Origin of the sequence: Streptomyces marianii, assembly GCF_005795905.1 — a bacterium.
Classification (GTDB): domain Bacteria; phylum Actinomycetota; class Actinomycetes; order Streptomycetales; family Streptomycetaceae; genus Streptomyces; species Streptomyces marianii.
This window is the reverse complement of record NZ_VAWE01000001.1, coordinates 6,098,391-6,118,858: the sequence shown is the minus strand read 5'-3', so window position 1 is coordinate 6,118,858 and position 20,468 is coordinate 6,098,391. Positions and strand designations below refer to the sequence as shown.

The window sequence follows — 20,468 nt, the reverse complement described above, 5'->3', positions numbered from 1 at the left end:
AGCGGTCCGCGGCGGTCCGGCTCAGGCGCCTCGCCTCGGTCCTCGCAACCTGGAGCACAACAGCCGCCCCTCCCTCAGGAAAATCCGGATTCGGCCATCCTTATGTGTGAAGTGAACCGGCTCGCGGTGTTCGGCTGGAAGTGCGAAAACTAGCTTCAGTGGCCGGAGGTGACCATCCGATGACAGCGTGTGCCATCGAGGAAGCCGCGGAGCACGAGGCCGTGAGGCCCGCACCGCGGGCGGCGCTCACGGTCGGCGCGGGCGGCAGTTACGCGGCGCGCCTCGCGGGGCGCGGAGACGCCCTGTTCGCCGAGCGCTGGACGCTCGACGGTCCGGAGCCGTACGCGGTGCCGCTGCCGCTCGGCCAGCCCGAGGAGGCCGACACGGAGGTGGCCCCGCTCGCCGACGGTCGGGTGCTGGTCCACCGGCGGGTGGCGGGGCTCCGCTCGTTCTCCCTGCTCTACCCGGCGGGGCCGGGCACGGGTGAACTTCCACTGGGCTCCGTGGAGTCGGCGGAGCTTCGGCTGCTTCCGCCATCGCCGGACGGTACCCGCGCCTATGCGCTTGCGCCGGGCGAGAGCTCGACGGCCGTGTGGCTGGTGGCGGGCGGGGCGTTCGGGCCCGAGCGGGTCGCGGAGGTGCCCGGCCGCTGCTCGGGCGGGGTGTGGCTGGACCGCACGGGCCGGATACTGGCAGTGGACCGCGAGCGGGACGGGATCACCAAGGCGGTGGTCGTCGACCTGGAGCGGGGTGGCGAGGTGACGCCGCTGCTGCAGATCACGGAGGACAGCAACGACCGGTTGCTGCTCGCCGACACGGAGAGCGGTCTGCTGATGATCCGCTCGGACGCGGCGGGCCACGACCGGCTGGGGTGGGGTGTGCTCGGGAGCCTGCGGCCGGCTCGGTTCCCGGAGTGCCTGCGGCTGCCGGACGCGGCGGTGACGCCGTTCGCGATCCAGCCGGGCCGGGTCCTGATACCGGAGAGCTGCTCGGTGGCGCTGAGGATCGACGCGGCGGCGGGCACATGGGTGGGGGTCTGGCGGCCGGCCGGACGGCGCCTGCACCAACTCCCGCCACCGGAAGGATGGTTGGCCGGTTCCGGGCTGTGGAGCCGGGAGGGGGTGCTGCAACTGCCCTGCACGACGGAGGCGGTGACATGCGGGGTGGCGCGGCTGGAGCCTCCCCAGGACCCCCTTCCGCCCGCACCCGCCACGGAACCGGCACAACCGGAACGCGCAGGTGGGGAACCGTACGAGGGTACGGGAAGCCCGGCCCCGTGCAGACCCGTGCCGCTGCAGCAGGCGCCTCTCACAGGGCGCGCGGCACGTGGTTAGACTCTGCGGCCGGGGATACGCAGCCGCGCCGTGCGGATGCCGACGGTGACGGCTACCCCGGTGACACCACATCGGCGATGGAACAACGGGGTGAACTTCCCACATGTCTGAGGCCCGAACCGACACGACCCAGGCGCGTCCGCAGGGAGCGGACGCGAACCAGGCCGAGGCCGTCGGCTCCGGCAAGCACCGGGGCGGTGCCGCTGCTTCGGAGGACACGACGTCTCCGGCGCACGGCCGCCACCGCCGTCCGAGGAAGGGCGAGGCGGCATAGCAGCGCCGCGAGGCGCATGGGTGGGTGAGGGCCGCCGCGGAAGCCCGTGGCGGCCCTCACCCACGTCAACGGCCGCCTCCGTGGTTGCACGCGCGTCACCGGACGTCTCCACGACGGCTCGATCCCGGCCGCCTCCCGTGGGGACCCTCGCTCACACCGCCGACCGCCACCGGGGCCGCGTGCGGAGGCCGTGGGCTCCTCGGTGACCCGCACCGCCCGCACCGCCCGCACCGCCCGCACCGCCCGGTCCACCCGGTCCACCCGGGGCGTGCGGACGCGGGCCAGGCACCCCCGTGCCCCGGCGGTCAGCACCAGGACCGCGAGCAGCGCCGCGAGCGCCCCCGCTCACACGCCCGGCCGTCTCCACGACGACGATGACTCGGCCCCGTCCCCGGCCCTCGGCTCGGGAGCCGGTGGCGGCGCGCGGAACCGGGCGGTGCCGGGCAGCACCGGCGCACCGAGTGGCATCGGCCGGCACGGCCGGCGTCCCGGTACGCCGGCCGTGCCGGTGGTCGGAAGCCAGGGGGACTACGCCCGCTTCAGCGACAGCACCTCCGTCGCCGCGAAGGTCTCGTCCGGCGCCCGGTTCGCGTAGTACGGGCCGAGGGCGCCCGCCAACTCCTCGTACGAGAAGGCCTCCTTGGCCGAGTCGAACTGTGCCGCGACCCTCGGGCGGTCGAGGATCGCGACCATGCCCCCGTGGACGACGAGGAGCTGTCCTGTGATGCGGGACGCGGCAGGGGCGGCGAGGTAGCCGACGAGCGGGGCGACGTGTTCCGGGGCGAGCGGATCGAGTTCGCCGGGGGCCGGTTCGCCGAATCCCGCGAAGACGTCCTCGGTCATGCGCGTACGGGCCCGGGGGCAGATCGCGTTCACCGTGACGCCGTACTTCCGCAGGGCCGACGCCGTCGAGGTGGTCAGGCCGACGATGCCGCCCTTGGCGGCCGCGTAGTTGGGCTGGCCCGCCGAGCCCGCGAGGAACGCCTCCGAGGAGGTGTTGACGACCCGGCCGTAGACCGGGCCGCCCGACGCCTTGGACCGTTCGCGCCAGTGGGCCGAGGCGAAGTGGGTGGTGTTGAAGTGGCCCTTGAGGTGGACCCGGATCACCGAGTCCCACTCGTCCTCGCTCATCGAGAAGACCATCCGGTCCCGCAGGATGCCCGCGTTGTTCACGAGGATGTCGAGCTTGCCGTACATGCCGGTGGCAAGAGCGACGAGGGCCCCGGCCGCCTCGAAGTCCGAGACGTCGCCGGTGTGGGCGACCGCCCGGCCGCCCGCCGCCCGTATCTCCTCAGCGACCCGCTCGGCGGGCGCCGTGGACGCCTCGCCCGAGCCGTCGCGGCCCGGCTGCCCGTAGTCGTTGACGACGACCGCCGCGCCCAGCCGTGCGAGTTCGAGCGCCTCGGCCCGGCCGAGGCCGCGGCCGGCGCCCGTGACGATCGCGGACAGGCCCTGGAGTGGGAGTGACATAGCGGTCGCCCCCTCAGATCTCGATACAGGTGCGCAGCGCCTCGCCCGTACGCATCTGGGTCAGGGCCTCGTTGATCTCCGCGAGCTGGACCCGGTGGGTGATGAGCGATTCCAGGTCGATCCGGCCGGCTCGCCAGAGCGCGATGGCCCGTTCGTAGGAGCGGAGCACATCGCCGCCCCCGTACATCGAGGGCAGGATCCGCTTCTCGTCGAAGAACAGCTCGAACATGTTGAGCTGGAGGAAGTCGTCCATGGCTCCGGCCCCGACGATGCACAGGGTCCCGCCTCGCCGGGTCGTCTCGTACGCCGTCCTCGCGGTGGCGGACCTGCCGACGACCTCGAAGACGTAGTCGAAGCCCTCGCCGCCGGTGATCCGCTGCCTGGCGTCGCCGAGCTCGTCCGGCGCGACGGCCTCGGTGGCGCCGAAGGCCAGCGCCGCCTCGCGCCGTGAGGCCACCGGGTCGACGGCGACGATCTGCGCGGCGCCCTGCACCCGGGCGCCCTGGATGGTGGAGATGCCGACGCCTCCGCAGCCGATGACGGCGACCGACGAGCCGGCCTCCACCCTGGCGGTGTTGATGGCCGCGCCGAGCCCCGTGGTGACGCCGCAGCCGATGAGCGCCGCGATCTCGTACGGGACGTCGTCGGGAATCGGCACCGCGCAACCGGCGTCGACGACGACCTCCTCCACGAAGGTACCGGTACCGGCGAAGCCGAAGACATCGCCGCCGGGACGCCTGAAGTTGGGCGTGCCCGCGTTCATGAACCCGGCGAGGCAGAGCTGGGTCTGGCCTCGCCGGCAGGCCGGGCAGCTTCCGCAGGCGGGCAGCCAGCACATCAGCACCCGGTCGCCCTGCTTGACGGCGGTCACGCCGTCGCCGACGTCGAGCACCTCCCCGGCGCCCTCGTGGCCCGGGATGAACGGCGCCGGTTGCGGCAGCACCCCGTTCATCGCGGAGACGTCCGAATGGCACAGCCCGGTCGCTCTGACCCGGATCCTCACCTTGCCGGGGCCGAAGCCCACCGTCTCGACGTCGTCGAGGACGTCGAGCTTGTCCTGGCCGATCTCGTGCAGTACGGCAGCGCGCATGTGCGCCCCCTTCGGAAGTCGGGCTTCGGGTTCGGGCTTCGCTGTTCACGGGGCCGGGGCAAGGAGCGCCGGGGCAAGGAGCGCCGGGGCAAGGAGCGCCGGGGCAAGGAGCGCCGGGGCAAGGAGGGCCGGGACCGGCGGATGGAAGGCCGGTTCACTGTCAGGTGTGGTCGACGACGGTGTCCGCGAGCACGGATGCGTCGTCCCGCTCCACGGCCGTCACCGTCGCCTGTACGCGCCCGTCCCCCGCCCACATGCGGATGCGCAGGTTCTCCCCGGGGAACACCACTCCGGCGAAACGGGTGCCGTACGAGCGGACCCGGGTGACGTCCCCGCCGAGGAGCGTGTCGACGATCGCCTTGAGCGTCATTCCGTATGTGCACAGACCGTGCAGGATGGGCCGGTCGAAGCCCGCGAGCTTCGCGAACTCCGGGTCGGCGTGGAGCGGGTTCCAGTCGCCGGAGAGCCGGTAGAGCAGCGCCTGGCCCTCGCCGACGGCCCGTTCGACGGTCCGGTCCGGTTCGCGGTCCGGTTGCCCGGTGCCGACGGACGGGCCGCGCTCGCCGCCGAAGCCGCCCTCTCCCCGGACGAAGATCTGCGCGTCGCTCGTCCACAGGGGCCCGTCCGCGTCGGCCGCCTCGGTGCGCAGCACCAGGACCGCGGCCTTCCCCTTGTCGTAGACGGCGGCGACGCGGGAGGTGCTGGTGGCCCGGCCCTTGACCGGGATCGGGCGGTGGAGCGCGACCGACTGGCCGCCGTGCAGCACGGCGGTGAGGTCGATGTCGATGCCGGGGGCGGAGAGCCCGCCGACCACGCTCATACCCGCTCCCGCGACGGTGGCGAAGCTGGGCAGCACGTGCAGCCGGGACTCGAGGGTGTAGCGCAGTTCGTCGGGATCGGTGGCGGGTACGCCGGCGCCTAGCCCGAGGTGGTAGAGCTGGATGTCCTTGTGGTCCCAGCTGATCTCGGCGCTGCGGGGCTCCGCGGCGATCGCCTTGGCGGCATCGATGGGCATGGGGATGCTGCTCCTTGGTTCCTTGGCTCCCGGAGGAGGGGAAGACCTCGGTGCGACCGTCCGCACCGTCGGCCACACCGAGGCCGTACGGGGCCGGCCGCTCCACGAGGCCGCTCCAGGGCGTGTTGCGAAAGTCCCTCCTGGCCCGCGACGCCTGGCACGCAGCTTCGCCGCGTTGTCGGAGTCGTCCAAGTACGTCCGGTACGAGGATGATCCTCCACCTTGCGATCTTCCCCTCGGCCCGGAGGGCCTGGGGAGACCCCACCCCCTCGACCGGAGGGCCGGACCAGACCCCACCCCCTCGACCGGAGGGCCGGACCAGACCCCACCCCCTCGACCGGAGGGCCGGAGGAGACCCCATGCACCAGACGCCGCAGGCCCCGCCCTACGGGCGGACGGAGCTACTTTCGCAACACGCCCTAGAACGCGTTCTAGGCCGGTTGGCCCCTATGTATAACGCACGCCCCATCACTTGTGAAGGCTGCTGACGCTACGTCAGATCGGTGTGTCCGGCCGCTCGCAGGAGCCTTCGGGCGTTCGCCAGGAGACCCCGGGCCGCCACTCCGGGGCACCCGCGGGGACCTCCGGGGTTCGGTCCGAACGGGGCCCGCCCCCACATCCACCTGAACCCGGGTACCCACACCCGGCGCCCGACGGGCACTTCGGCCATATCATGATGCGATGGACGAAATGCCCCACGATCGACGGTCCGGCAAGTCCGTCAGAGTTCTGCTCGCGGAGGACCAGGGGATGAGCGGCGGCCTCGCGCTGCTGCTCGGAATGGAAGCGGACATCGAGGTCGTCGCGCAGGTGGCCGCGGGCGACGCCGTCGTCGACTCGGCGCTCGTCACCCGGCCCGACGTGGCGCTGCTGGACGTCGAACTGCCCGGCCTCGGCGGGCTGGACGCGGCGGCGCTCCTCCGGGACGAGGTTCCGGGCTGCCGGGTGCTGATACTGACGACGTTCGCGCGCCCCGGCGCACTACGGCGGGCGATGGCGGCGGGGGCGGCGGGATTCCTCGTCAAGGACGGACCGGTGGAGGAACTGGCGGACGCGATCCGCCGGGTGCTGCGCGGGGAGACGGTCGTCGATCCGGCCCTCGCGGCGGCAGCGGGCGCGGAGCCGGGTCCGCAACCCCCGCGGGAGAGGGATGTGCGCGGCTGCCCCTGAGGGGGCGACCGCGCGAAGCCCGAACCGGCACGAACCGGCAGGGGAGCCGTGTGGGCGCCCGTCCTCGCACCGGTGCGGCTTGTGTGTGGGAGGGACACGTCCCGCCGTCGCAGCCCGCTCCCGCGTGCGCCCCTCTGCCCCCGTACTCCCGAGCGCGCATGCGCCCCCGCGCCGGCCCGCGTCCCCGCACCGCCCCGTGTTCAGGCCTGACGCTCACGGTCCTTCGGCAGCCACAGCAGCATCATCAGCACTCCGCCCAGCAGGATGCCGGTCCCGGTCCGGAAGGCCAGCGCGTACCCGGCCGTCAGCGCCTCGGGGGTCATCGAGCCGCCCGTACGGGCCGCCGCCACCGTCGCGAGGACGGCGAGGCCGAACGCCCCGCCCATCACCCGTGAGGTGTTGACCAGGCCGGAGACGAGACCCGCGTCGCCGGACGCGGCGCCCGAGGTGGCCAGGGAGGCGAGCGGTGTGCCCGCCAGACCCCCGCCGGCCATCATCACCATGCCCGGAAGCATGATCGCCGTCAGGTACGAGCCGTGCGCATCCATCGTGGACTGCCATCCGAAGCCGGCCGCGGACACCAGCACCCCCAGCACGGCGACACGGCGCGCACCGGCGACGCGCATCAGCCGCGGGGCGAGCTTGGAGCCGAGGACGACCGCGAGCGAACTGGGCATGAGGGCGAGTCCGGCGGCCAGCGGGCTGTAGTGCAGTACGTTCTGGGCGTAGAGCGTCATGAAGTACCACATGCAGAACATCGCCGCGCCACAGCTGAACATCGCGGCGTTCGCCGCCGACACCGCCCGCAGCCGGAACAGGTTCAGCGGCATCAGGGGCGTCCTCGCGCGGGCCTCGACCGCGACGAAGGCGGCGAGCAGCGCCGGTCCGGCGAGCAACGGCAGCAGGGTCGTGGGAGCGGTCCAGCCGTCCTGCTCGGTCTGCACGACGCCGTAGGCGAGCGTCGCGAGTCCCGCGGTGACGAGAACGGCGCCCGGCAGGTCCAGCCGGCGACGCTCCCCCGCGCGGGACTCGGTGAGCCACCATGCGCCGAGGACGACGACGGCCGCGCCCACGGGAACGTTGATCAGCAGGGTCCAGCGCCAGGAGAGGGTCTCGGTGAGGACCCCGCCGACGAGTCCGCCCGCCGCCCCGCCGCCCGCGCCGACGGCGGTCCAGGTGGCGATGGCACGGGCCCGTGCGGGGCCCTCCGGCACGGCCGAGGTGAGCAGCGTCAGTGTCGAGGGGGCGAGGACGGCCGCGCCCAGACCCTGCCCGGCGCGCGCGGCGAGCAGGTGCCAGCCCTCCTGCGCGAGCCCGCCCGCCAGCGACGCGACGGTGAACACCCCCAGCCCCACCAGGAACATCCGCTTGCGGCCGTAGAGGTCCCCGGCGCGTCCGCCGAGCAGCATGAACCCGGCGAGGACGATCGAGTACGCGTTGACGACCCACTGCAGCCCCGCGCTGCTCAGCCCCAGGTCGCTTCGCATCGACGGCAGCGCAGTGTTGACGACGGACACATCCAGCACGACGAGGAACTGCCCGGCGCAGGCCGCCGGCACCACAGCCCACATCCGCTGCTCGGTACGGTCGGTGCTCCCCGCGACCGCTACGGCGGGGCCTGAGGTGCCGGACGGGGCACGGTGGGTGTGGGTCATGAGCGTCATGCTCCCAGGCACCTGTTCATCCGTACATCCTGCATTGCGACGTACGAGACCGGGACTCCGGTCCTGGACTCGGCCCCCACCGGGCCGCGCCGCCCCGGCGGGCCGAGGCGGGGCTCTCAGGAGAGGCGGGCCAGGTCGGCGCCCCTTGCCGGGAGCGGGGGCCTGCACGGGAACGGGCTGGTTCCAGTTGTGGAGCGGCTGCTGGCCCAGCCGGCGCGTCCGTGAGTCCGCTGCTGCCCCGGCGTGCCGTACCGGAGTGCGTGCTGCGCCCGGGGCGTGACCCGGCACAGCGCACGGCCACTCCCCGGACCGGTTCGTCGAGATCGGATCGCTCACGAGGGCGGCCCCCGGAGGACCGGCGGGCCGTGGCGGAGAGCGGTGACTCAGTCGGCCACCGCCTCCAGGAAGTACTCGCGGGTTCCGAGATCGAACTCGATGCCCGTGAGCGGGCCGAGGACAGCCGTGTGGCGCTCTTCCAGGCGGTACACGTCGACGAGCCGGTCGGTCGGGACCCCTATCAGGTCGGCCAGGACACGCACGTCCAGGTCCGAGACGTCCGTCTCGCCATCGGGGAAGTCGGAATCGATCCGGTACGAAGTGATCAGACAACTCACGGCGTCACCTTACGAGACGGGTCGGCGGGCTGGTCTGTTCGCCGGTCTGCCCAACGAACTCTGCTGCTTCCCCCGCTTGTTGTACTTCTCCACCGCGCCGTGCCGGGAGTCCCACTCGTCGAGGTCCCCCTTCGGGTCCTTCCAGCGCTTGCGCAGACCGCCGCCGCCCCGGACGGGAGTCTTCGGCTCGGCCTTGCTCGCGTTCGGGAGGCTTTGAGGGTGTCCGGAGCCTCGACCGGCCCGGTGGTGACCTTCTGTGTGGCGGAGCTTCTGGCCTGAGCCTCGCGGAGTACCGCACCCAAGCCGTCGCCGAACCAGCCTGCACCGTCGCCGACGGTGCAGGCGCCGCCCGACGGTGAGCCCGGTGCGACGGTGAGCCCGGTGCGACGGTGAGCCCGGTGCGGCGGTGAGCCCGGTGCGGCGGCGATGGCCGCGACGGCCTCGCCCTGCTGAACCACCAGCCCCACAGCGGCGTCAAGATGTGGACCTGGACCACCCGGCCCGACGCTATGTTCAACCCCGGCAAGGCGGGCTGGACCGCAGCCGCCACCAGCCGACTCTACGCCTCCACCACGCCGTTCAGCACCTGGAACTGACAGCGGCCGCCCGCGGGGGAGCGCCGGCAGCGACCGCTGCCGGCGCTCCCCCGCGACCAGTGCCCGGCACCTGCCCCCGCCCCTCACCCCTTCCGCAGCACCGTCACCACCGCCGCGCCGCCCAGGCCGATATTGTGGGCGAGCCCCGTGCGCGCTCCGGAGACCTGGCGCGGGCCGGCCTCGGCGCGCAGCTGCCAGGTCAGTTCCGCGGCCTGGGCGAGGCCGGTGGCGCCCAGGGGGTGGCCCTTGGAGATGAGGCCGCCCGAGGGGTTGACCACCCACCGTCCGCCGTACGTCGTCGCCCCGGACTCGACGAGCTTGCCGGACTCGCCGCATGGGCACATGCCGAGCGCCTCGTACGTGAGCAGCTCGTTGATCGAGAAGCAGTCGTGCAGCTCGATGACGTCGATGTCCTCGATGCCGAGTCCGGACGCCTGGAAAGCCCCCCGGGCCGCGGCCCGGGACACGGGCGTGCCCACGACGTCGACGCAGGAGCCCGAGGAGAAGGAGTCGGCGGTGTCGGTGGCCATCGCCTGCCCGGCGATCTCGACGGCCTTGTCGTGGAGGCCGTGTTCGACGAGGAACCGTTCGGACACGACGACGGCCGCGGCGGCCCCGTCGGAGGTGGGCGAGCACTGGAGGCGGGTGAGCGGGGGGTGGACCGGCTTGTCGGCGAGGATCTCGTCCACCTCGTACACCGTGCGGAACTGGGCGTACGGGTTGGCGGCGGAGTGCCGGTGGTTCTTGGCGGCGACGGCGGCGAGCTGCCGCTCGGTGGTGCCGTGGCGTTCCATGTGCTCGCGGGCCGCGTTGCCGAAGATCTGGGCGGTGGGCGGGGTCCGCTCGAAGCCGTGGGCGGCGGCCATGATCCCGTAGTGGCGGGCCACGGGCGAGGCGGCGAAGTCCCCACCGTCCGCTCCGCCGCCGAGCGCTCCCTTCTTCATCTGCTCGAAGCCCAGCGCCAGTACGCAGTCGCTGAGCCCGCCCTCGACGAACTGCCGCGCCATCATGAGCGCCGTGGAGCCGGTGGCGCAGTTGTTGTTGACGTTGTAGACGGGGACTCCGCTGAGGCCGAGTTCGTACACCGCACGCTGCCCGGCCGTGGACGGCTGGAAGCAGTAGCCGACCGGGACCTGCTGGACGAGCCCGTACGGGATGCCGGCGTCGGCGAGGGCCGCGGTACCGGCCTCCTTCGCCATGTCCGGGTATCGCCAGTCCCTCGACTCGGGCTTCTCGAACTTCGTCATACCGACGCCGACGATGTAGCTCTTCACCGGAAGGACTCCTTCGGTCTCGGGGCGGTCAGTCGTGACCCAGCGGCGCACGGAGTCCGTGAGGGCGCGCTGTGTCGTGAGTGATCGCGATGCTTCCGCTCCCCATGGAGCCGGAGAGTAGAACACGTTTCAATCTGACGGAAGGTCAGATGCGTGGTGGAATCGGCGTACGGCCGGAAAGGCGTGCCTGTCCTGTAGCTCTGAACCCTGCAAAGGTCAGCTTGACTCTGCATCCAATCTCGCAGTGGTCAGAGTGACCTTGCATCGGGGGACGCGTTAACCGGTCGTGGTACATGCGTTAGAGGTGCTGCCGGGAGGGATCACCCGGCCACCGGTGGAGGGGTTCGAGGTCGCGTACGCCGACCGAGACGGGTCCGAGTTCCGCCTGCCGCTGGCGAATGCCTGGGCAGTGAGGTTCGAGGACGTCGCTCCGGTACGCGCGTTCCAGTCGTACCAGGGGCAGCGGCATCTGCCAGGTCTGTGGTGGTCGGCGACGGTCGGCGGCCATATCGGCTACGAGTCCTGGCTGGAGCGCGATCACGTGATGCTGCTGGACTTCGACCCGTCTGTGGTGGGGATCTCGTCGCAGCCGTTCTGGCTGTTCTGGCGGTCGGATGCAGGCAAGGGCGTCTCGCACGCGCCGGACTACTTCGCCCGCCGGGAGGACGGCACGGCGGTCGTGGTCGACTGCCGTCCGGCGGACCGCCGCAAGCCGAGGGACATGGCGAAGTTCGAGGCCACGCAGACAGCTTGTGCTCAGGTGGGGTGGGAGTTCTCCCTGGTGGGGGCGCCGGACGCAATCGTGGTACGCAATGTGCGTTGGCTGGCCGGCTACCGGCACCCGCGGCACCGGCTGGAGTCAGTCGCCTCGGAGTTGCTGGTCGCGTTCGCCGAGCCGCGGCCGTTGATGAGCGGGGCCGCCTCGGTGGGGGATGAGATCGCGGTGCTACCGGTGCTGTTCCACCTGCTGTGGACTCACGAGCTGGCCGTGGACGTGTCCGTTCCGCTGCACACTGAAGCTGCGGTGTCCGTGGGGGTGGCCGGTGGCTGCTGAGCGCGGGGCGGTGCTTCGCCCCGGTGACTGGATCACCTACGACGACGGGGACCACCTGGTGGTGGCGCTCGCCGGGACGTCGGTGCGGCTGCGGTCTCAGTCCGGGACGGAGTCGGTGGTGCTGGCCTCGCACCTGATGGCGGCGCCGGACTTCGCCGTCACGGGCACGGAGCCCCTGCCCGCGCTGGAGCCGTCCGGGCTGCTGGCGACGTTACCGAAGCCGGTGCTGACGGCGGCGAAGGAGTGGGAGAGCCATGTCCTGGAGGTCAACAGGGGGCTGCCCTCCAGCGCCAAGCCGGGCGCTTCTCCACGGCCTGAATACGACCCGGCGGAACATCCGCTGGTCGAGCGGGCCCAGGCGAAGGCTGACGAGCTGGGAGTGGGCCTGCGAACGGTGAACGAGAAGCGGGCCCGTTATGCCCGGCAGGGGCTCTGGGGGCTGGTCGATCAGCGTCTGGTGCGGACATCGGAACCGACCGGGCGGGCGGATGCCCGCTTGGTGGCGGCGATCCGTGAGGTCCTCGACGCGGAGACGCACACGTCGACGGGGACCCGCTCGCGCCTGATCCGCAGGGTGATCAAAGCAGTGGAAATGACCCATGGTGAGGGGGTGGTGCCGCTGCCGAGCAAGAACACCTTCTACAAGCTGATCGACGCGCTCTCAGCCGGGCGGCACACCTTCGGTTCGGCGGTCACGCGGCGCCAGGCGGCGAACCGGCCGCAAGGGCCGTTCACGCCGACGTTCGCGGACCGGCCCGGGGAACAAGTACAGATCGACTCCACCCCGCTGGATGTGATGGTGGTGCTCGACTCCGGGGTGACGGCCCGCGCGGATCTGACGATCGCGGTCGACGTCGCCACCCGCACGGTTTGCGCCGCAGTGCTGCGGCCGGTGGGCACCAAGGCGGTGGACGCCTCGCTGCTGCTGGCCCGGATGCTGGTGCCCGAACCGATGCGGCCTGGCTGGTCCGAGTCGTTACGCATGGCGGCGTCTCGAATGCCTCACATGCGGCTGCTGGACGCGGACGCGCGGATGGAGCAGGCCGCGGCGAAACCGGTGATCGTGCCGGACACAGTCGTCATCGACGGCGGCAAGGTGTTCATCTCCGACACGTTCCTGCGCGCCTGCGAGAGGCTCGGCATCTCAGTCCAGCGAGCGCGTCCCCGCACGCCGACCGACAAGGCGATCGTGGAAGCCACGTTCTCCTCGATCAACACGCTGTTCACCCAACACCTGGCCGGCTACACCGGGCGGGATGTCTCCCGCCGCGGCGAACGAGTCGAGGACCGGGCCGTCTGGACGGTCCCGGAGCTTCAGGACCTGCTGGATGAGTGGCTGCTGGCCGGGTGGCAGGTGCGGCCGCACAGCACTCTGCGCGACCCGTTCCGCCCGAAGAGGGCGATGTCGCCGAACGACAAGTACGCCTCGCTGGTGGCGGCCTGCGGCTATCTGCCGCTCGTGCTCCGCGGCGAGGACTACCTCGAACTGCTGCCGGTGGCCTGGCGGGCGATCAACGACTACGGCATCCAGATCAGCTACCGCACCTACGACTGCCCCGCCCTGGCGCCGCATCGACGCGAGCACTCCGGGATCACCGCCAAGCGCGGTCTGTGGGAAGTGCACTACGACCCCTACGACCTGTCCCAGGTGTTCGTCCGCACACCGGGCGGTTGGATCACCGCGCCCTGGACGCAGTGGCCCCTCGTGAACGCGCCGTTCGCGGACTTCACCTGGCAACACGCGCGCCGCCTAGCAGCCGAGGCCGGACTGGACGACACCAACGAAACGGCCGTCGCCCGCGTCCTGGACAGTTTGCTCACCCGCGCCGAGCACGGCCCTGACACCCGGTCGGCCAAAGTGGCCGCACGAACCCGCACCGCCCGCGCCGTCCCCGCGCCCGCAGCGGCGCCCGAGACCGAACGCCGCGCGGAGCCGGAGCCCGAGGTCCAGCCGCCCGCGGCGGCGGTGGAGTTCGGGATCTTCGACGCTCACGCAGAAGCCGAGAGGTGGCTATGAGCACGTCCTCCCCGTCCGCCCCGGAGGCGGCCCCGGCCTCACAGGTTCCGCCGGACAACCCGCTGACTACCAAGGAGGGATGGCGTCACTTCGTCGGCCACGAGCCAGTCCCGCCCCGGCTGCTGACAGCCGGTGAACGGGCAGCGCTGGGTCCGCGGGAAGGGATGCGTGAGGACGAACGGCGCCGCGAGTATCACGCCGATCTGCCGATGGTGAACACCCCGGTCATCCGCAAGGTCACCGCCACCTCCCGGTTACTGATCCAGCTCAACCGCAACCAGATCTCCGCCCGCCGCGGCGTGATCCTCTCCGGCGCCTCCGGCCGGGACGAATCCTGTCCTGCCCGCCCTACACCCGAGATCGAGTGAACGACCCGATCAGTCATTGAACTCTTCTCGGTAACGTCTCGTGACGGTTTGTGATCTTCGTTCAGGCAGTGCGGCCGTGTTCGAGCTGGAGCAGGACGAGGGCGGCTCGGGCGATGCGGGTGATGGCCGCGGGGTCGAGGCTGACCCTGCGCAGGGCCTTGAAAGTGACCTTCAGCAGGGCGTTGGCGCGTTCGGCGACAGCGTGGACGCCTCGGACCACGGCGTTGAACGCCTGGTCGGGCTCGGCGAGTTCACCGCCCTTGGGCTTCTTGACCGGGTGGCGGAAGCCGGGCCCGGCGTTCTCGTAGCCGAGGTCGGTCAGGGTCGGGATGCCCAGGGTGGCGGCGAGCCGGTTCAGGGCGTCGACGAGGCCGTGGGCCCGTGCGCAGGTGGTGTCGTGCTCGCGGCCCGGGCGGACCGGGGAGACCCAGATCGGCCAGCCGTCCGGGGCGGCGATGACCTGCACGTTTCCTCCGTGATGCTTGTGCTTGCCCGACCACCACAGGTCCGCGCCGTTGGGGCCGGCGGCGGCCACCCGGTCGGTGCGGATGACCGTGCCGTCTAGGTTGAGATGGGTGTACCCGGCCGCCACCGCCCGCTCCAGCGCGGTGGACAGATCGGGCGCATGATCGGCGAGCACGGTCAGTCCTTCGTGCAGGTAGCGGTAGGCGGTCGGTACCGAGATGCCGTTGTCCCGGGCGAGCTGGACCAGCCGGGTACCGTCGACGAACCAGCGCAGCACGAGTACCGCCTGTTTGAAGACGCCCAGCGCTCGAGTGCCCTTGCGGGTCCCGAGCTGCTCGCGGTGCCCGCGCAGTAGCTTCGCGAGATGCTCGGCGGTCGCCCTGCGGACATCGAGCACGGCGGTGTAGGTGATACTGGAGGGCACGTGGAGCCTCTGGTTGTACGGAACGTGATCTTCGCAGACCCGTTCCTACCAGGGGCTTCACTCATGTCTGACGCCGAGTCACCATCCCGCCGCCCGGCACCATCACACACCGCAACCGTCACGTTGCCGAGAAGACTTCATTGGGCTGACGTCAATTCCCGACGCCCTCCGGTGGCTCCGATCCGCCTCTTTCCAGACAGAAAGCCAACCCGGACTCCTCACCTCTACCGGCCTCATCTACACGTCGCTACACGCCGCGCCCAGGAACGCCAGGCACGAGAATTCGACCCCACCAAGCGAGCCGGCGACTCCCTGGAACGGCACCGCCATCTCGCGTCTGTTTACCGACGCGCGTGGTCTCACGTGCGGATCTCCACGAGGAACCCCCACCCTCACTACCTCCCTCATCTCAACCGGTATCCGTGACCTCGAAACCCTCCCGCGCGTGAGGCTTCATCCTGCACGGGCAGCTCAGGCCAACATGTCTAGGTGCGGGACCACGACGATCGAGGCGACGCTGCCGCTGTCCGTGCGGCCGAGCCAGACGACAGTTCGCCCTTCGTTGGCCACGAAGGTGAGCAGGTCAGCGCCATGAGACTCGTCAGGGGACCGTTCGAAGTACCCATCGCACAGGCCCGCGGTGTCACGGGACACGAACGTGCCTGGCTCGCGGCTCTCGCACGCCTCCCGAAAGCTGCGGAACGGCGCGGTCAACGCCGACCATGCAACAGCGTCGGAGAAGCAGCCCATGGCGGTATCGGTTTCGAACCCAACCTCCTGCCCCTTCTGAAGCCGCTCGATGTCGTCGCCCACCGCGAGACCCATCTCCCAACCGACGACGGGGGCATCCCTGACACACAAGCGAATCGCTGCACACTCCCGGCCGGAAACGTACTCGCCCATGAATTCGTGGGGAGCCTCCACCCAAGCGGCATCCACGCGATAAACACCAGGTGAGATCCGCTCCTTGAGCTCGCGGGGCTCCTCGTCCGTCCACGGCGAGTCCACGATGAGACGGCCACTGGGTATCCGGATCGATGTCACCTCCGAGACCTCGACCACTTCAACGAAGGTCAGTGGATGGTCGGACAGCACACCCAGCCGCGCACCCGCAGTAAGGACCTCCTCCAGGTACTCAGCAACCTCCGCACCTGCCCTCAGCCGAGCATCCGTCACCCGCACCATGCCTCACCTCTCACTGCCAGCTTTGGACGATCCCGCCCGAAAGATAGACGCACCCGCTGACAGCGGAACTCCGGCCCGGAGCGTCAAGCGCCCCACAGCTCTCGCACTCAGCCTCACTCGCTTCCAAAAAATGCAAGGTAGATCTGCACGACTCCGCAGCTCGCTGCGCAGCGAGACTCTCCACCTCGCTGGTCAGGGTCTCGGGGTATGCAACCTTCAGAGGCACACGACAGTGCCTGTCTTGTCTCACTAAACCTTACGAAGTCCGGGCATAGGTTGCGAAAGATCTTGCGAGGTCTCGCGTTACCTTGCGAGCGGACCTGGCGTTAGTACTCCAGCCGTAGTTCGTGATCTTCATTCCTGAGTGGCTTGTCGTCGGTAGTGGCTGGCTTGGGATCGGGCCTGGTGGCGGCGTCGCCAGTTCGACCAACCGAGCCGGTGGGCTGTGTCGTGGACGGGTCGGACGATGAGGGTGATGAACAGGCGCTGGATCTCGTTGCAGGTGAGCGGAATGAGGGCATCGGGTGCGGGGCGGGTGTGCTCGTCTGCGCGTACGACGGCGAGGAAAGCGTGCGCGAGCATGGCGAGGGTGACCCAGCGGGACCAGGAGGTATAGCGGCGGACCTGGTGCTCGTCGAGTGCGGCCAGGCCCTTGCCCGACTGGAAAAACTCCTCCACCCGCCATCTTGATCCGGCGACTCTGACCAGCACGGTCAGCGGCACGGACGCGGGCGAGTAGCAGCGGTAGTAGGCGAGTTCGCCGGTGCTGCGGTTACGGCGGATCAGTAGCTGACGACTCCCGGGGCGGGGGTCGGGGAGGTCGATGACTGCCCAGTTGTAGACGCGGTGGCCCTTGGCCCCGGCCCCTGCGGAGAGCTTCTGCCAGGCCCGCTTGGGCACCTTCTTGGCCAAGATGTCCGCACGGAACTTCCCCGCACCGGTGGTGACTTCGTGCGAGCAGGCCACCGCGAGGACGTAGCCGGTGCCGCGTTCCTCCAGTGCGGTTCGCAGCTTCGGGTCGCCGCCGTAGACCTCGTCGCCGGCAACCCATGCGGCCTGGTGGCCGGCGTCCAGGAACCGGGCGACCATACGAGTGGCCAGCTCCGGCTTGGTGGCGAAGGTGGTTTCCTCGGCAAGGCCCGCGGCGCGGCAGCGGTCGGGGTCGGAGGTCCAGGAGCGCGGAACGTAGAGTTCCCGGTCCACTGCGGCGTGGCCGCGCTTGCCTGCGTAAACCAGGTAGACGGCGACTTGGGAGTTCTCGATCCGGCCGGCAGTGCCGGTGTATTGGCGCTGGACGCCGACCGTGCCAGTGCCCTTCTTCACATCGCCGGTCTCGTCGACGACCAGCACCGCCCGGTCGTCGTGCAGGTGCTCCACCACGTAGCCGCACACGTCGTCGCGGACCTGATCGGCATCCCACTTGGCCCTGCCCAACAGGTGCTGCATGCCGTCCGGAGTGGTCTCGCCAGCCCACTCGGCGATGGTCCAGCAGTTCTTGCGCGGCAGGTCGGCCAATAGACCGAGCACCAACCGCGCCGCCCTGCGCCGGGGTTCGACCCGGGCGAAGCGCCCCGCGATCCGGCCCATCAGGCCCTCGAACGCGTCCCGCCAACGGGTGGGTTCTATGCTGTGACCTGCGGCCACCGTCTCTTCGTCAGTCCACACAACTCACGATGATCAACGGTGGCCGCACCCGTCTCCACAACGCGTCAGGGTCGCGCAGTTCCGCCTGCCGTCCTGAGTCAGGAGGACATGTGCAACGTGGCGAAGTCTGGTGGGTGGAGTTCGACGAGCGGCGGCTGGTCGTACTGCTGGCGGCAGACGACGCGTCCAGGATCCGGGCGATGCAGGTCGTCACTCCTGCGGGCGTCGACATCAGCGGTCTGGGCGTCGAAGTGCAAGTAGGTGCCATGGAAGAACTGCCCTTTGAAGGCGTGCTGCGGTTCGCGTTCCCGCGCCCGGGCTTTACCCCCTGCACGTGGCTGACCACCGTGTCCCAGGACGACCTGATCGAGCGGGCGGGCGTCCTGTCCTCCGCGAAGCTCAGCGAGATTGAGGACGCCCTCCGTCTCGGCGAACAGGCGAAGGAACGGACCCCGGCGACAACCGCGAAGCTCAGCGAGATAAGGGACGCCCTCCGTCTCGGTGAACTCGGGTAGGCGGAGAGGCGCCACTCACCACCGAGATCACGATCTACGGCTGGAGTATTAGGCCATCCGTGGAAGCTGGGCTACGCGGTGCTGGCCGGCGGCGTACAGGGGCCGCCCGCCAATGGATTCGAGGTCGGGTACGTCGAGCAAGATGGATCGGAGCTACGCCGGCCGCTGGCCGATGTGTGGTCAGTGCGGTTCGAGGGCGTTCACGCCGGTACGCGCGTTCAAGTCGTACAAAAGGCAGCGGCATCTGCCAGGGCTGTGGTGGTCGTCGACGGCGGGCGGGCACATCGGGTACGAGTCCTGGCTGAAACGTGATCACGTGATGCTGATGGACTTTGACCCGTCCGTGGACTCTGCTGCCCAATTCCGGGGCAACTCCGACACGCGGACCATGACCTGCGACAACGCGGTGACCGTTGCGGCCTTCCCGGCATGACTCTGCTGCTCAGCCGAATTGAGCAGCAGAGTCTCCGTGGTGGAGGTGTCGTCGCAGCCGTTCTGGCTGTTCTGGACGTCGGGGAACGGCAAGGGTCTCTCGCACGTGCCGGACTACTTCGCACGGCGGGACGATGGTTCCGCAGTGGTGCTCGACTGCCGCCCGGCGGAACGGCGCCGGCCTCGGGACTGGGAGAAGTTCGAGGCGACGCGGGCGGCCTGCGATCACGTGGGGTGGGACTTCCGCCTGGTGGGGACGCCGGACGAGATCCTGGTGCGGAATGTCAGGTGGCTGGCGGGCTATCGGCATACGCGCCATGTGGTGGAGCCAATTGCATCTCGGTTGCGGAAGGCGTTTGTCAATCCCCTGGTTTCGTAGAGACCTCTCCTATGCGGCCTGGCACCTCTGGTCGCTCTTCTTGCGTGCTTCGGTGATGCTCCGTTCGAACTCCTCCGGCGGCAGGCCGCCGGCCGCGCTGTGCCTGCGTCGCGGGTTGTAGAACCCGGTGATCCAGGTGGCGATCTTCAGGCGGGCCTCGGTGCGGGTGGCGAACCGGTGCCGGTGGATGTACTCGACCTTGATCAGCGAGTTGAACGACTCCGCGGCGGCGTTGTCCAGCGCCGACCCCACCCGCCCCATGGACTCAGGGCCCCGGCGTTCTCCCGAGATGTCCGTTTCGAGATCCGTGCGTCATCGGTCCGGACCCCGTTCCGATCAGGCAACGAGGCTGATCGATCTGCAACATCCCGTCGGAGCAAACCGGGACATTCGCGGAGAACGCCGGGGCCCTGCCCATGGACTGCACCACGCCCGGACGGTCACACAGGGTGTTGTACGCCTCTGACGTGTACTCACTTCCCCTGTCGCTGTGGAAGATCGTCCCGTCCCTTCGGCCACCGCGCGTCGCGGTGGCCATCTTCAACGACGCCCCGACCAAGGCCGCGTCATGGTGCTCGCCCATGGCGTAGCCGAGGCAACGGCGCGAGAACGCGTCGATGACCGTGGCTAGATAGATCTTGCCCTCGCCGGTCTCGATCTCCGTCATATCGCCGTACCAGAGAACGTCCGGGGCCACCGCGTCGAAACGGCGATTCACCAGGTCAGGGGCAGCCTTCCGCTTGCCCTGCCGGGTCAGCGACCGCCGCCTGGGCGGCTTGCGGCCCTGCAGACCGAGCCCGGCCATGATCTCCGCGACCGTGTTCACCGACACCTGCCAGCCCTCCGCCCACAGATCCAAAGTGATCCTCGGCGAGCCGTAGGTGCCGCCGGACTCCGTGAAGAAGTGGATGATCCGCTCCTCCAGCCTCGCCCTCCTGACCACGCGTTTCGTCGGCTCGTCGGGGCGCCGGCGCCACTTGTAGAACCAAGCCTCGCTCACCCCGACCACCCGGCAGGACACCCGGTGCGGGACGCCATGCCCGACCCTCTGGCTACCGATGAAGGCGACCACCGCCTCCGGAGCGTTCTCGATCACTTCACCCAGAGGGCCATACATCGCTTGAAGACATCACGCTCCATCTCCAGCTCCCGGATCCGCTTGCTCTTCTCCCCGATCTCCCGGCACAGCCGCTCCAGCTCGGCCCGCTCGGCCTCCCGCACCCGACCGCCACCGCCACTGGCGGCTGTCGGTTGTACGGGCCGGTCCGAGGACGTCGTCCCGTTGCGCCGCCACCGCGACACCCAGCTGTGCAGCGTGCCCGGGTTGATGCCGCGCTCCTCGGCGACCTCGCCGGCCGGCCTCCCGGTCTCGACCACGATGCGCACCGCGCCCTCACGGAACTCAGCGTCGTACGGCGGCTTCTTCTTGGACCCCATGAACCCCAACTTCCCCTGCAATCAAGGGCTCCACGCTACGAGGGGAT

The 20,468-nt window shown here is 70.3% G+C and carries 20 protein-coding genes and 1 pseudogene; 8 read left to right on the top strand and 13 right to left on the bottom strand.

Going from position 1 to position 20,468, the window contains the following annotated elements; genetic code table 11:
• Nucleotides 1-179 precede the first annotated feature (179 nt).
• Together FEF34_RS27865 and FEF34_RS41510 are read left to right on the top strand one after the other, a co-directional pair.
• Nucleotides 180-1,334: a hypothetical protein gene (locus FEF34_RS27865; RefSeq protein ID WP_171053116.1), complete on the top strand. Its 1,155-nt coding sequence runs from the start codon at nt 180-182 to the stop codon at nt 1,332-1,334.
• A gap of 103 nt (nt 1,335-1,437) precedes the next feature.
• Nucleotides 1,438-1,608: a hypothetical protein gene (locus tag FEF34_RS41510; RefSeq protein ID WP_171053115.1), complete on the top strand. Its 171-nt coding sequence runs from the start codon at nt 1,438-1,440 to the stop codon at nt 1,606-1,608.
• Nucleotides 1,609-2,136: 528 nt separating this feature from the next.
• On the opposite strand, the gene FEF34_RS27860 is transcribed toward FEF34_RS41510, so the two are convergent.
• The 3 genes from FEF34_RS27860 to FEF34_RS27845 all read right to left on the bottom strand — a co-directional run bounded on the left by FEF34_RS27860 (nt 2,137) and on the right by FEF34_RS27845 (nt 5,183).
• Nucleotides 2,137-3,078 carry a 3-oxoacyl-ACP reductase gene (locus FEF34_RS27860; RefSeq protein WP_138055593.1) on the bottom strand — a complete coding sequence of 314 codons (942 nt, stop codon included), beginning with the start codon at nt 3,076-3,078 and terminating at the stop codon, nt 2,137-2,139.
• A gap of 13 nt (nt 3,079-3,091) precedes the next feature.
• Nucleotides 3,092-4,168 carry a Zn-dependent alcohol dehydrogenase gene (locus FEF34_RS27855; protein ID WP_138055592.1) on the bottom strand — a complete coding sequence of 359 codons (1,077 nt, stop codon included), beginning with the start codon at nt 4,166-4,168 and terminating at the stop codon, nt 3,092-3,094.
• Between the two features lie 160 nt (nt 4,169-4,328).
• A complete protein-coding gene (locus FEF34_RS27845; RefSeq protein ID WP_138055591.1) occupies nt 4,329-5,183 on the bottom strand; it encodes a MaoC/PaaZ C-terminal domain-containing protein in 855 nt (284 codons plus the stop codon).
• A gap of 690 nt (nt 5,184-5,873) precedes the next feature.
• Between FEF34_RS27845 and FEF34_RS27840 the strand changes: the two are divergent.
• A pseudogene (locus FEF34_RS27840) lies at nt 5,874-6,335 on the top strand (response regulator); the annotation flags it as partial.
• A 218-nt stretch (nt 6,336-6,553) separates the two neighbouring features.
• On the opposite strand, the gene FEF34_RS27835 reads toward FEF34_RS27840, so the two are convergent.
• The 4 genes from FEF34_RS27835 to FEF34_RS27820 all read right to left on the bottom strand — a co-directional run bounded on the left by FEF34_RS27835 (nt 6,554) and on the right by FEF34_RS27820 (nt 10,501).
• A complete protein-coding gene (locus FEF34_RS27835) occupies nt 6,554-8,008 on the bottom strand; it encodes an MFS transporter (RefSeq protein ID WP_407698360.1) in 1,455 nt (484 codons plus the stop codon).
• 392 nt (nt 8,009-8,400) lie between these two features.
• A complete protein-coding gene (locus tag FEF34_RS27830) occupies nt 8,401-8,631 on the bottom strand; it encodes a DUF7683 domain-containing protein (RefSeq protein WP_138055589.1) in 231 nt (76 codons plus the stop codon).
• Nucleotides 8,632-8,640: 9 nt separating this feature from the next.
• Complete coding sequence (locus FEF34_RS44330; RefSeq protein ID WP_234043247.1) at nt 8,641-8,787, bottom strand: colicin E3/pyocin S6 family cytotoxin; 147 nt, start codon at nt 8,785-8,787, stop codon at nt 8,641-8,643.
• 523 nt (nt 8,788-9,310) lie between these two features.
• A complete protein-coding gene (locus FEF34_RS27820; RefSeq protein WP_138055588.1) occupies nt 9,311-10,501 on the bottom strand; it encodes a lipid-transfer protein in 1,191 nt (396 codons plus the stop codon).
• A 334-nt stretch (nt 10,502-10,835) separates the two neighbouring features.
• Between FEF34_RS27820 and FEF34_RS27815 the strand changes: the two genes are divergently transcribed.
• Genes FEF34_RS27815 through FEF34_RS43245 form a run of 3 tightly spaced genes read left to right on the top strand, consistent with a single transcriptional unit; the run spans nt 10,836 to nt 13,940 of the window.
• Entirely contained in the window at nt 10,836-11,555 is a 720-nt protein-coding gene (locus FEF34_RS27815; protein WP_138057761.1) for a TnsA-like heteromeric transposase endonuclease subunit, read from the top strand.
• Complete coding sequence (locus tag FEF34_RS27810) at nt 11,545-13,572, top strand: Mu transposase C-terminal domain-containing protein (RefSeq protein ID WP_171052745.1); 2,028 nt, start codon at nt 11,545-11,547, stop codon at nt 13,570-13,572. The genes FEF34_RS27815 and FEF34_RS27810 overlap by 11 nt, the downstream gene beginning before the upstream one ends.
• Nucleotides 13,569-13,940, top strand: coding sequence for a hypothetical protein (locus FEF34_RS43245; RefSeq protein WP_234042585.1), 372 nt, complete (start codon nt 13,569-13,571; stop codon nt 13,938-13,940). The genes FEF34_RS27810 and FEF34_RS43245 overlap by 4 nt, the downstream gene beginning before the upstream one ends.
• 61 nt (nt 13,941-14,001) lie before the next feature.
• On the opposite strand, the gene FEF34_RS27800 is transcribed toward FEF34_RS43245, so the two are convergent.
• The 3 genes from FEF34_RS27800 to FEF34_RS27790 form a co-directional block, all read right to left on the bottom strand.
• A complete protein-coding gene (locus FEF34_RS27800) occupies nt 14,002-14,829 on the bottom strand; it encodes an HARBI1 family protein (protein ID WP_138055586.1) in 828 nt (275 codons plus the stop codon).
• Nucleotides 14,830-15,300: 471 nt separating this feature from the next.
• Nucleotides 15,301-16,014 carry a DUF4241 domain-containing protein gene (locus tag FEF34_RS27795; RefSeq protein WP_138055585.1) on the bottom strand — a complete coding sequence of 238 codons (714 nt, stop codon included), beginning with the start codon at nt 16,012-16,014 and terminating at the stop codon, nt 15,301-15,303.
• 354 nt (nt 16,015-16,368) lie between these two features.
• Nucleotides 16,369-17,601 carry an IS701 family transposase gene (locus tag FEF34_RS27790; RefSeq protein WP_138057760.1) on the bottom strand — a complete coding sequence of 411 codons (1,233 nt, stop codon included), beginning with the start codon at nt 17,599-17,601 and terminating at the stop codon, nt 16,369-16,371.
• Nucleotides 17,602-17,768: 167 nt separating this feature from the next.
• Between FEF34_RS27790 and FEF34_RS27785 the strand changes: the two genes are divergently transcribed.
• Together FEF34_RS27785 and FEF34_RS27775 are read left to right on the top strand one after the other, a co-directional pair.
• Nucleotides 17,769-18,173 (top strand): type II toxin-antitoxin system PemK/MazF family toxin, encoded by a 405-nt coding sequence (locus FEF34_RS27785; RefSeq protein WP_138055584.1) that lies wholly within the window; start codon nt 17,769-17,771, stop codon nt 18,171-18,173.
• A gap of 472 nt (nt 18,174-18,645) precedes the next feature.
• Nucleotides 18,646-18,984, top strand: coding sequence for a TnsA-like heteromeric transposase endonuclease subunit (locus FEF34_RS27775; protein WP_234042584.1), 339 nt, complete (start codon nt 18,646-18,648; stop codon nt 18,982-18,984).
• Between the two features lie 9 nt (nt 18,985-18,993).
• Here the strand turns inward: FEF34_RS27775 and FEF34_RS27770 are convergent, their stop codons facing one another.
• Genes FEF34_RS27770 through FEF34_RS27760 form a run of 3 tightly spaced genes read right to left on the bottom strand, consistent with a single transcriptional unit; the run spans nt 18,994 to nt 20,421 of the window.
• The gene (locus tag FEF34_RS27770; protein ID WP_138055583.1) at nt 18,994-19,245 is read right to left on the bottom strand and encodes an integrase core domain-containing protein; all 252 of its coding nucleotides are present in this window, start codon (nt 19,243-19,245) and stop codon (nt 18,994-18,996) included.
• Nucleotides 19,246-19,249: 4 nt separating this feature from the next.
• Entirely contained in the window at nt 19,250-20,080 is an 831-nt protein-coding gene (locus FEF34_RS27765) for an IS3 family transposase (protein ID WP_171053114.1), read from the bottom strand.
• Entirely contained in the window at nt 20,077-20,421 is a 345-nt protein-coding gene (locus tag FEF34_RS27760) for a transposase (RefSeq protein WP_138055581.1), read from the bottom strand. The genes FEF34_RS27765 and FEF34_RS27760 overlap by 4 nt, the downstream gene beginning before the upstream one ends.
• Between the last annotated feature and the right edge of the window lie 47 nt (nt 20,422-20,468).